This window comes from Faecalibacterium sp. Marseille-P9590 (assembly GCF_017377665.1).
Classification (GTDB): Bacteria; Bacillota; Clostridia; order Oscillospirales; family Ruminococcaceae; genus Faecalibacterium.
Map to the genome: position 1 here is coordinate 251,460 of NZ_JAFREF010000001.1, position 11,854 is coordinate 263,313.

Consider the following 11,854-nt stretch of genomic DNA (forward strand, 5'->3'; position numbering starts at 1 on the left):
TCATGCAGAGCGGCGGGGCCTTTTCCTGTTTTACTGCACCCCGGCAGAAACCGGGACTCGTTTTTCCTGCTTTTCGGGCTTTCTGCGCTGCTCTGCGGCGGCAGCGCGGGAGCGGTCGTAGCAGTAGCGGATGATGGCCTGACGGCGGACGATGCCGATGAACATTCCCCGGTCATCCACGACGGGGACGAAGTTCTGGTTCATGGCCGCCTCGATGAGCTGGTCCATGCTCGTGGTGACCGTGACGGCCTTGTAGTCCCGCTTGTGGGCAAAATCCCGGATGGGGATGTCCTCTGCCGCCTCAAGGTCGAGGCCGTGGAACTTTTTCAGCCCCCAGAGGATGTCCCCTTCCGTCAGAGTTCCCACATACTCTCCCTTGCGGTTGAGCACCGGGATGGATGCGTAGCGGTTGTTCTCCCATTTTTCCAGCGTCTGGCGAAGGGTGAAGTCATCGTACACATACATCAGATCCTGCTTGGGGGAAAGGAAAAACAGAATATTCATGAAAACAACTCCTATTGTGAACTTTTCCGCCGCCGGGCCGCAGCTCCTGTGCAGCCGCAGCAAATTCCTGTCTTCAGCACCTTGGCAGCCGAATGCCCCGGCATCCTGCGCCGGATACAGTCTTACTCTTGCCACCTTAGATTTTAGCACTTTTTCATAGTAAGATAAAGATGTCTGCGCCATCTTTTATATTTTATTCACAATCACCTTTTGTTTCGTCGGATAAATATTCACGAAATGGATGCACTGCGAAGGATTTTGTGCTATACTAACAGCAGGAACGCGGCCCTTTGCGGCTCTGTCTGTCTTTCAGTATACCGGCATTGCGGTGTCGAAACAGACCGAGACGGGTAAGCCGCGCCTGACTTTTTTCTTTCTGTCAGCAATTATGTGCTGTACAGCTTCCTCATAAAGTTGTATAATAAGAGTGGTTCGCCGCCTTCTTAGGCCCGCGCACCGCCCCGCCGCCGTGCGGACCGGGGTATCATAATGAATAAAAGGAGCAGAGCGACTATGATCACTTCCCGTTTCCCGCTGGGAGATGTCAGCTTCTCAGCCGAGTATTTTTCCACGCTCGTGGGCGAAGCAACCAAACAATGCTACGGCGTGGCCGCAATGGCCCCCCGTGATCTGACCGACCGTGTCCGCAGCGCCGTGCGCGGCGTGGACGACTCGGCCAAGGGCGTCCGTGTCACACAGGAAGAGGGCCGTCTCGTGATCGAGCTGCACATTGCCGTCAGCTACGGGCTGAACATCTCCACCGCCGCGCGTTCCATCTCGCACCGCGTGAAGGACGAGGTGGAGCAGGCCACCGGCCTGAAAGTCGCCCGCGTGGTCGTATCAGTCGATGACGTGGTTGCCTGATGAGACAAAGCCCGCCCGGGGGTACCGGGAAGATATAAGGAGTAAAAAGCAATGATTTCTGGTAAGATCCTGCGCGACGCCATTATTTCCGGCGCAAACAACATCAACAACCAGCGCTCCCGCGTGGACGAGCTGAACGTGTTCCCCGTCCCCGACGGCGACACCGGCACCAACATGGGCATGACCGTCGGCGCAGCCGTCCGTGAGCTGCAGGCCATGGACGACAGCTGCACCGTGGGCGAGGCCGCAAAGACCGCTGCCTCCGCCATGCTGCGCGGCGCCCGCGGCAACTCCGGCGTCATCACCAGCCTGCTGTTCCGCGGCTTCTCCAAAGCTCTGGAGGGCAAAAAGGAGGCTGACGCCGCCGACATCGTGGCTGCACTGAAGAAGGGCGTCGAGGGCGCTTACAAGGCTGTCATGAAGCCCACCGAAGGTACCATCCTGACCGTTGCCCGCATCGCTTCCGAGGAAGCTGCTGCCTGCGGCAAAGAGGACGTGGCCGAGCTGTGGGACGTGGTGATGACCGCCGGTCAGAAGGCTCTGGAGGACACTCCCAACCTGCTGCCCGTCCTGAAGAAGGCTGGCGTCGTGGACGCCGGCGGTCAGGGCATCATGATCATCTTTGAGGGCATGGGCAAGGTCTTCCACGGCGAGGACATCGTGGCCGGCGGCGAGGCTGTCCCCAACAAGGCCAAGCTCTCCACCGCGAACGCCGGCAAGGGCGTCTTCACCGATGACCTGATGAAGGTCGAGGACATCAAGAACGGCTACTGCACCCAGTTCCTCATCAATAAGAACGAGGGCGCAAGCGCCGCAAAGATGCGCGCCTTCGCCGAGTCCAACGGCGACAGCGTCGTCTGCATTGAGGACGATGACGTCATCAACCTCCATGTCCACACCGCCGACCCCGGCAAGATCCTGAGCGAGGCCATCAAGTACGGCTACCTGACCAACTTCAAGATCGAGAATATGCACGAGCAGTTCCTGGCCCGCCAGAAGCAGGGCAAGAGCCTCGAGAAGCAGGCTTCCGCTGAGAAGAAGCCCGACCCCGCCAGCGAGTTCATCTACGCTGCCGTTGACCCCAGCCGCGACTATGGCTTCGTTGCTGTCGCCGCCGGTGAGGGCCTGAAGGCTGTCTTCACCGACCTGGCCGCTGACGCTGTCGTCTCCGGCGGTCAGACCATGAACCCCGCCACCGAGGACATCCTTGCCGCCATCCAGAGCGTCCCGGCCAAGACCGTCTTCGTTCTGCCCAACAACAAGAACATCATCATGGCTGCTGAGCAGGCCCAGAAGCTGGCTGACCGTCAGGTGGTCGTCCTGCCCACCCGTACCGTCCCCATGGGCATCACCGCTCTGCTGAACTTCGACCCCTCTGCCACCGTGGAGGCCAACACCATCAACATGATGTCTGCTGCCGATAAGGTCTCCACCGGCCTCATCACCTACGCCGCCCGCGACAGCGAGTACGACGGCAAGCGGATCCGGAAGGGCGAGATCATGGCCCTGGAGAACGGCAAGATCGTCTCCACCTCCAACGACATCACCAAGGCCACCTATCGTCTGGCCCGCGGTATGTGCAAGAAGGATTCCAGCTTCGTCACCATCATCTCCGGCTGCGACGTCTCCGACGAGGATGCTGAGAAGGTGACCGAGATCGTCAAGGCAAAATGCCCCAACCACGTTGAGGTCAGCCACATCCGCGGCGGTCAGCCGGTCTACTACTATATGATCAGCGTGGAGTAAGCCTCTCCCCTGTTCAAAAACTCAATCGTATAACAAAACGACCTCTGCTTCCGGTCCATCCGGCTGCAGAGGTCGTTTTTTGCTGCAATTTTAGAAGAAGCTCACCTGACTGCTTTCCGGCAGCTCACCCAGAGCGCCCACCTGACGCAGGCGGTCGATGATGCTGCTGCCAACGCCAGAGGCCTGCTGCAGTTCCTCGATGGAGAGATACTCTTCGCCGTGGATGGTCACATTTTCCAGCGCATCGGCGGCGGCACCGCCCAGACCCTTCAAGGAGCAGAAGGGCAGGCGTACCTTGCCGTCCTCCACCACATACTTCGAACCCCGGCTCTTGCCCAGCTCGATAGGCAGGAACTCGTAGCCGCGCACCAGCATCTCGTTGACCAGCTGGAGCGAGACGAGCACATCTTCATCCTTGGCGTTCTTCTCTTCCTTGAGACGGCGCTTCACCTCGTTCATGTGGGCGCGGGCCACCGCCGCGCCGCCCACAGCGGCTTCATAGTCGATGTCATCGCCGCGGACGGTGAAGTACACCGCATAGAACGCCTGCGGGTGGTAGAGCTTAAACCACATGAGGCGGATGGCCGACATCAGGTAGGCCACCGCATGGGCTTTCGGGAACATATATTTTATCTTGCGGCAGCTCTCGATGTACCAGTCCGGCACATCGTGCTCCCGCATGGCCTCTTCCCAGCCGGGCGCAAAGCCGCCCTTGGCCACCTTGCCCTTACGGACGGCCTCCATAATATCGAAGGCCATCTTCGGCTCGAGGCCCTTGCGCAGCAGATAGAGCATGATACTGTCACGGCAGCCGATGACCTCCGCGATGGTACAGGTGCCGCTGCGGATAAGCTCGTCGGCGTTGCCGGTCCAGACGTCGGTACCGTGGGACAGGCCCGAGATCTGGATAAGCTCGGAGAAATTCTTGGGACGGGCCTCCACCAACATTCCGCGCACGAAGTTGGTGCCCATCTCGGGGATGCCGAAGGTGCCGGTCTGGCTGTCGATCTGCTCCGGCGTCACACCCAGCTCTTCCGGGCTGGTGAGCAGGCTGTAGACCTTGGGGTCGTTCATGGGGATGCTGTCCACGGGGATGCCGGTGTACTCCTCGAAATACTTGTAGAAGGTGGGCATATCGTGGCCCAGCTCGTCCAGCTTGAGCAGGGTGTCGTGGAGGTACTTGAACTCGAAGTGGGTAGTCAGCAGACCGCCCGCCACATCGTCCGCCGGGTGCTGGATGGGGCAGAAGTCGTAGATCTCGTAGGTATCCGGCACGACGACCATGCCGCCGGGATGCTGGCCGGTGGTACGCTTGACGCCGGTGCATCCCAGCGTCAGGCGGTTCTCTTCCGCGTGGTTGACCGTTCTCCCCCGCTCATCCAGATACTTTTTGACGTAACCGTAGGCCGTCTTGTCCTGAATACCGGAGACGGTGCCGGCCTTGAACACGTTGGCCTTGCCGAACAGCTCTTCCGTGTAGCGGTGGACGTTGGACTGGTACTCGCCCGAGAAGTTCAGGTCAATATCAGGCTCCTTGTCGCCGTAGAAACCAAGGAAGGTCTCGAAAGGGATGTCGTGGCCGTCCACCAGCATCCGGGTGCCGCAGTGGGGGCAGTTCTTGTCGGGCAGGTCGAAGCCGTCGTCCACGCTGCCATCGGTGATGAACTCGCTGTACTTGCACTTGGGGCAGCGGTAGTGGGGCGGCAGACTGTTGACCTCCGAGATTCCGGAGAAGTGGGCCACAGCTGACGAGCCGACCGAACCACGACTGCCCACCTGATAGCCGCCCGCGTTGGAGTAGGCCACCAGTTTGACCGCGATGACGTACAGGACGGCGTAGCCGTGGCCGCAGATGGAATCCAGCTCTTTTTGCAGGCGCTTCTCCACGATCTCGGGCAGAGGGTCGCCATAGTCCCGCTTGGCGTGTTCCCAGGTCGCATCCCGGAGCTGCTGTTCTGCGCCCTCGATGCTGGGCGGGTAGGTGCCGCGCGGGATGGCGCGGACGTTGCCGTCGATGCTGGCCGCTATCTTGCGGGGATTGGTCACGACGATCTCGTAGGCCTTTTCCTTGGGCAGGTAGCTGAACTGGTTCAGCATATCCTCGGTGGTGCGGTAGAACAGGGGCGGCTGGTTGTCCGCGTCCTTGAAGCCGTTGCCCGCCTGCAGGACAGAACGGTAGATGGCGTCCTCCGGCTCGGTGAAATGGACGTCGCCGGTGGCGATGACGGGCTTGTGCAGGTCTTCGCCCAGCTTGATGACGGTGCGGTTGAAGTCCTTGATGACCTCTTCGCTCTCCACCTTGCCCTCCCGCACCATATAGGCGTTGTTGCCCAGGGGCTGGACCTCCAAAACATCGTAGTACGATGCAATTTTCTTCAATTCTTCATAAGAGCGGCCCTCTACGACAGCCCTGTAAAGTTCTCCTGCTTCACAGGCAGAAGTGAGGATAAGGCCGTCCCGATACTTGTTCAGAAGGCTGCGGGGGACGCGGGGCTTCTTGAAGAAGTAGTTGACATGGGCCTCGCTGACGATTTTATAGAGGTTTTTCAGGCCCATCTGGTTGCGCACGAGGATGATGAGGTGGAAGTACTTCTTCTTCAGCACCTCGCGGTTTCCGCCGAGGCCGGTGTTGATGCCGCTGACGGCAGTCACCTGCTTTTCCTCCAGATCTTTCAGCATGACGCAGAAGATGCGGCCCAGTGCGGCAGAGTCCTCGCAGGCGCGGTGGGCCTCGTAGGCGGGCAGCTCCAGATGCTTGTTGATGGTCCCCTGCTTGTAGTTGTGGAGGCCGGGGTACATGGCCTGGGCCATGGTCAGGGTGTCGATATAGGTCGGCTCAAACTCGATGCCGCTCCGCTTGGCGGCGGCGCGAAGGAACCGGATGTCGAAGGAGTGGGCATTGTGAGCCACAAGGATGCGGCCATCTACAAAGTCGAGGAAGGCTTTCAGCGCCTCGGCCTCGCTGGGGGCGTCGGCTACCATCTCGTTGGTGATGCCGGTCAGCTCGGTGATCTTGGAGGTGATGGCCTTTCCGGGTTTTACGAAGGTATCGAATTCTTCCACCACTTCCCCGTTCCGCACGATGACCGCGCCGATCTCTGTCAGGTACTCCACGCCGGGGTCGAGGCCCGTCGTCTCAGTGTCGAAGACGCAGAACTCACCGTTCAGCGGCTCGTCTTTCACGCCGTAGACGCAGGGTATCATGTCATCGACAAAGTAGGCCTCACAGCCGTAGATGAGCTTGAAGTCCGGGTCTGTCTTGTGGATGGCGTCTGCAGCCAGCATAGCCTCGGGGTAGCCCTGACAGACACCGTGGTCGGTGATGGCAATGGCCGGGTGGCCCATCCGGTGGGCCAGCTTGACGATGCCGCCGGGGTCGCAGAAGGCGTCCATGCTGGACAGCTTGGTATGCAGATGCAGCTCCACTCGCTTGACGGGGGCGTTGTCCTCCCGCTTTTTGCGCTCGACAAAGAGGACGTCGTAGGGCCAGACGATATAGTCGTGCTCGTACTTATCGTAGGAGCAGTCGCCGCGCACCACGACCGTCGTACCCTTGGGGATGGACTCCCACTTGGAGCAGTCCTCCCCTTCCTGCGCACGGATCTTCAGGTTGATGGAGCCGGTGTAATCGGTAATGGAGACAGTGTATATCTTGCGGAAGTTGCCCTTCACTTCGGTGAAGAAGACGTCGCCCCAAATCATGCACTTGCCGCCCTCGCCGCCCAAATCCTTGAGGGGGGTGAGGTTTTTCGGGGTGAACATCTTGCCGTGGAAGATGGTGACGGGCTTGTCCGTAAGGTCGAGGCCCTCCACCTTGATGGAGGGGGCAGTGTTCTTTTTCTCGAACTTGACGACAGGCGGCGCAATTTTCCGCTCAAGTTTTTCTTCCATCTGGCGCTGTTCGGCCTCGCCCACGCTGCTTTCCAGCGTCACTTTGGGCTTTACGCCGGTGTGGGCGGCGATGCGCTCCGCCAGCAGGCGCTCGAACTGCATCTCCTGCAAAAACTTCGTGCCGTGGCAGACGCCGATGGTGATGTTCTGGCCGGTGATGGTGATGCGGCAGCGGTCGAGGAAACCGTTGATGGGGACACCATCCCGTTTCATCTCCTCCATCATTTCCCGCAGACCGGCTTCATCCAGCGTCGCATAGCCGAAAAGATTGTTGATACGGAGCTCGAAGCCCTCGTAATCCGGTGCCAGCGAGGCCAGCAGCCGGGCGCACAGCCCCTTGTCCAGCGGGGCAGAACTGCGCAGCGTAAAGATGACCTGCCGCTCCTGCCGCAGCATCTGGGCGTGCTCGACGACCACGCGGCCAAAACAGGCCGCAAAGTCCGGGTCCGCCATAAACTGCGGCCATAGCTGGGAAACAAGTGGTGTCACAGTGGTACTCCTTTTCTATCAGATAACAGCACAAACTGCCGCGCCCTAGAAAAGGGCGTGGCAGCAGGTTGTTCTTGAGCTTACAGCTTATAGATCTCCTCCATGAACTGGTCGAGGATATTATCCCCCGTCAGCTTCTTGACGGGGTTGCCGTGGACGAACAGCACTGCCTCGCCCTTTCCGCCGGCAATGCCGATGTCAGCCTCACGGGCCTCGCCGGGGCCGTTGACGACACAGCCCATGACAGCCACCTTGATGGACTTTTTGCAGCCCTGAAGCCGCCGCTCCACCTCATTTGCGATTTCGGTGCAGGGGTACTGGGTGCGGCCGCAGGTCGGGCAGGTGATGACCTCCGGGCCGGCCACCGGAAAGCCGACAGCGCGCAGGATATTGTAGCCTGCTTCCACTTCCTTCTCAGGGTCAGCAGCCAGCGAGACACGAATGGTGTCGCCGATACCCTCCAGCAGCATCCCGCCGATGCCCATGCCGCTCTTGAGCAGACCCATCTGGTAAGTGCCGGCCTCAGTGACGCCCACATGGAGCGGGTAGTCGGTCACAGCGCTGAGCTGGCGGTATGCCTCCATCATGCGGGGGACGTTGGAATTTTTGATGGAGATGACGATGTTGTTGAAGTCGAACTTTTCCAGCAGGCGGACATGGTACAGAGCGCTCTCCACCATCGCTTCCGGCACAGGTGCGCCGTACTTGGCGAGGATGTGCTTTTCCAGACTGCCGCCGTTGACGCCGATGCGGATGGGGATATTTTTCTGCTGGCAGGCATCCACGACAGCCTTCACGCGGTCATCGTCGCCGATGTTGCCCGGGTTGATGCGGATCTTATCCACGCCCACATCGGCGCAGGCAATGGCAGCCTTGTAGTCGAAGTGGATGTCTGCCACGATGGGGATATTCACGGCGTTCTTGACGGCCTCGATGCACTTGGCGTCTGCCGCGCTGGGACAGGTCACGCGCAAAATCTGACAGCCTGCCGCTTCACAGCGCTTTGCCTGCGCCACATTGCCCTCGATGTCTTCCACCGGGACGTTCAGCATGGTCTGCACGGCAATGGGATTCTTGCCGCCGATGGTCACATTGCCGATCTTCACTTCACGTTTCAGCTGCCGCATGGTTTTACCCCTTTCAAATTGCTCCGGTCACGAGCCGGACGATGTCATTGTACGTTGCAAAGAGCATCAGGCCGAACAGCAGCGCAAAGGCTGCGACGGTCAGACTGCTCTGGATTTTTTCCGGCACTGCATGGCCGGTGACTGCCTCGATGAGCAGGAATACGATCTTGCCGCCGTCCAGCGCCGGGAACGGCAGCAGATTGAGGACGCCGAGGTTGATGGTGATGAGCGCCAGCAGCTCAGCCACATCCTCCCAGCCGTAGCTTGCGGCCTGACCGATGGCGGTCACGATGCCCACCGGGCCGGACAGGTCGTTGATGCTCTCGCGGCCCCGCAGAAGGTCGGCCAGCGAAGTATAGATGATGCGTCCATAGTAGATGACGCTGTTGGCCGACTCTTTCAGGACGTTCTGCGGTGTTTTTTTAAGGCCGTAGACTGTGAAGCCCAGTGTCATGTGGGTCTGGCCCTGCTCATCCTGCCAGGTGTCGAACTGGACGTCCGGCAGCTCCACGAGCTTGCCGTCCCGGCGGACGGTGAAGTCTGCACGGTAGCTCTCGGTGCGCATAAGCTCGTAGAGCATATCGTTGGCCACGAAGCAGTGCCGACCGTTGACGGCCACGATCTCGTCGCCGGCCTGCAGGCCGGTCTGGCCACAGAGGGCGTTGTCCTCCACGGCATAGATGACTTTGCTGGTGATCGGCTCACTGCGCAGTGAGATGAGGAGCAGCAGCACCACGAAGCCCAGCACGAAGTTCATCACCGCGCCTGCCGCCATCACCAGCATCCGCTGCCAGACAGCCGCCTCGTTCAGCGGCTTGCCTGTCCGCTGCGCCAGCACCTCCGGCGGGATGTCCGGGCCGTCATCGTCCCCGCTTCCACCCTCGGCCTGTTCGCTCTCAGGGCTCTCCTCCCCTTCCAGCGCCACAAAGCCGCCTACGGGCAGGAGCCGCAGGGTATACTGCGTGCCTTTGCGATAGGTCTTGATGAGGGTCGGACCCATGCCAATGGAAAACTCGTTGACCTGGACCCCGCAGAGCTTTGCCACTGCAAAATGGCCGAACTCGTGGATAGCGATGACCGCGCCGAAGATGAGCAGCGCAGCAGCAAAGGTGATGAAAACTGACATTATTTCTCCTATATTACAGATGTGCTCTCACGAATGCACGGGCCATACGGTCACACTCATACACATCCGCGAGGCTGTAGTCGCCGCCGAAGCTGTCGCTGTCCACGACAGCCTCCACCAGACGGCCGATGTCGAGGAAGCCGATCTTATCCTCAAGGAAGAGCTTGACGGCCTCCTCGTTGGCACCGTTGGCGGCGCAGGGGCCGAGACCGCCCTTCTTGATGGCCTTCTTGCAGGCGGCGAGGCAGCGGAAAGTCTCCTCGTCGGCCACATCGAAGGTCAGCAGTTTGAGGGTGGTGAAGTCCAGCTCCGGCACGACGCCCGGCACACGGGCCGGATAGGTCAGCGCATACTGGATGGGGATGCGCATATCCGGCACACCCAGCTGGGCGATGATGGAGTTGTCGCTGTACTGCACCGCCGAGTGAACGATGCTCTGGCGCTGGACAACGATTTGAATTTTCTCCGGAGGCAGACCGAACAGCCACACAGCCTCAATGAGCTCGAGGCCCTTGTTCATCAGAGTGGCGCTGTCGATGGTGATCTTTGCACCCATGTTCCAGTTGGGATGCTTGAGGGCATCGGCCTTGGTCTTGCCCCGCAGCTCTTTGGTCTTCATGCCGAAGAAGGGGCCGCCGGAGGCCGTCAGCAGAATTTTGGTCAGGCTCTTGGCGCTCTCCTTATCCTGCAGGCACTGGAAGATGGCCGAGTGCTCACTGTCCACAGGCAGCAGTTTGACGCCGTGCTTTGCCACAGCCTGAGTGACAAGATGGCCGCCGGTGACAAGGCTTTCCTTGTTGGCGAGGGCGAGGTCATGGCCGCTCTCGATGGCGGCAAGGCTTGCGCCGAGGCCCGCGATGCCCACCACGCTGTTCAGCACCACGTCCGGGCCGTCCATCGCAGCGAGGGTCTTGAGGCCCTCCGGGCCGGTCAGGAGCTTGGGTGCATCGGCGCGGCCTGCCAGCGCAGCCGAAAGCTTTTCGGCACCGGCCTCACTGGTCATGCAGACGTATTTCGGGTGGAATTCTTCTATCTGCTGCAAAATTTTATCCGTCTGGCTGTGGGCCGACAGGCCGAACACCTCATACCCTTGAGCACGGATGACGTCAAGGCTCTGGGTGCCGATGGAGCCGGTGGAACCCAGCAGCGTGATTTTCTTAGCCATAAAGAATCTACCTCCTGCTGATTTTAATCGTAGAATGCTGCGATGACCACCATCGTGACGAAGGGCGCGATGAACATCACGCTGTCAAAGCGGTCAAGGATGCCGCCGTGGCCCGGGAAGATGGTGCCGTAGTCCTTGATGCCGCACTGGCGCTTGACCACGCTGGCGAACAGGTCGCCGTAGATGCCCAACACCGCAGCCACACAGGCCAGCAGCGCAATGATGACATACATGGATACGCCAATATTGGAGCGGGTGAACTCTTCCATCCGGTCTGCTGCGATGGAGTAGATGACCGTGACCAGCACACCGAATACCATAGTACCCAGCACGCCGCCCACAGCGCCCTCCACCGTCTTTTTGGGGCTGACCACCGGGCAGAGCTTATGCTTGCCAAAGGCGCGGCCCGCGAAGTAGGCGCAGGTATCGCCGCCCCAGGCGAAGCAGAGGATGAGCAGGATGAAGAAGATGGCGTCGTAGCCATATTCCTCCACCGGCAGCATCTCCTTGAGCCGGATGAACGAGTAGAAGCAGAAGATCACGATGCCCGAAAACATGGCGAGGCCGCTGGCTTTCTGGTAGCTGATGACGCCGTTGCGCACTACAAGGTAGATGGCATAGAACAGCACCACGAGGAAGGAAGCGGGCATCACCATCGCCCGGCAGACGCTGTAGCTCGACAGCATGATGAGCAGTGTGTAGGGTACCAGAACGGCCAGCAGCGGCCAGTCCTGCTTTTCAAAACCCAGCGCAGAGTAAATTTCATGCAGGGCGATGAGGGTGATGGCCGCGATGACCAGATTGAACACCAGCGTATCGAAGGTGAACAGGACGCCTGCCAGAACGATCAGGCCCACCACGGCTGTGATGATTCGTGTTTTCATAGTTTCATGTTCTCCTTTGTTTCGTCCGGGAGCCGCTCCCCTGCTCTGGCAGGGTCTG

Annotated in this window: 8 protein-coding genes; 2 read left to right on the forward strand and 6 right to left on the reverse strand. The window is 60.0% G+C overall.

The features are described 5' to 3' along the window. Positions 1–30: 30 nt before the first annotated feature. The gene (locus J3349_RS01265; protein WP_149793497.1) at positions 31–504 is read right to left on the reverse strand and encodes a CBS domain-containing protein; all 474 of its coding nucleotides are present in this window, start codon (positions 502–504) and stop codon (positions 31–33) included. A 513-nt stretch (positions 505–1,017) separates the two neighbouring features. Here J3349_RS01265 and J3349_RS01270 point away from each other — a divergent pair. Continuing rightward, positions 1,018–1,368 (forward strand): Asp23/Gls24 family envelope stress response protein, encoded by a 351-nt coding sequence (locus J3349_RS01270; RefSeq protein WP_015563933.1) that lies wholly within the window; start codon positions 1,018–1,020, stop codon positions 1,366–1,368. Between the two features lie 51 nt (positions 1,369–1,419). Beyond that, positions 1,420–3,114, forward strand: coding sequence for a DAK2 domain-containing protein (locus tag J3349_RS01275; protein WP_207676179.1), 1,695 nt, complete (start codon positions 1,420–1,422; stop codon positions 3,112–3,114). Positions 3,115–3,204: 90 nt separating this feature from the next. On the opposite strand, the gene J3349_RS01280 is transcribed toward J3349_RS01275, so the two are convergent. The 5 genes from J3349_RS01280 to J3349_RS01300 form a co-directional block, all read right to left on the reverse strand. After that, a complete protein-coding gene (locus J3349_RS01280) occupies positions 3,205–7,458 on the reverse strand; it encodes a PolC-type DNA polymerase III (protein ID WP_207676180.1) in 4,254 nt (1,417 codons plus the stop codon). A 116-nt stretch (positions 7,459–7,574) separates the two neighbouring features. Next, a complete protein-coding gene (ispG, locus tag J3349_RS01285; RefSeq protein WP_158394630.1) occupies positions 7,575–8,621 on the reverse strand; it encodes a flavodoxin-dependent (E)-4-hydroxy-3-methylbut-2-enyl-diphosphate synthase in 1,047 nt (348 codons plus the stop codon). 13 nt (positions 8,622–8,634) lie between these two features. Beyond that, a complete protein-coding gene (locus tag J3349_RS01290) occupies positions 8,635–9,747 on the reverse strand; it encodes a site-2 protease family protein (protein WP_207676181.1) in 1,113 nt (370 codons plus the stop codon). A gap of 13 nt (positions 9,748–9,760) precedes the next feature. After that, positions 9,761–10,912, reverse strand: a complete 1,152-nt coding sequence (dxr, locus tag J3349_RS01295; protein ID WP_207676182.1) for a 1-deoxy-D-xylulose-5-phosphate reductoisomerase — start codon at positions 10,910–10,912, stop codon at positions 9,761–9,763. 23 nt (positions 10,913–10,935) lie between these two features. Beyond that, the gene (locus tag J3349_RS01300) at positions 10,936–11,796 is read right to left on the reverse strand and encodes a phosphatidate cytidylyltransferase (RefSeq protein ID WP_158394633.1); all 861 of its coding nucleotides are present in this window, start codon (positions 11,794–11,796) and stop codon (positions 10,936–10,938) included. Positions 11,797–11,854: the final 58 nt, after the last annotated feature.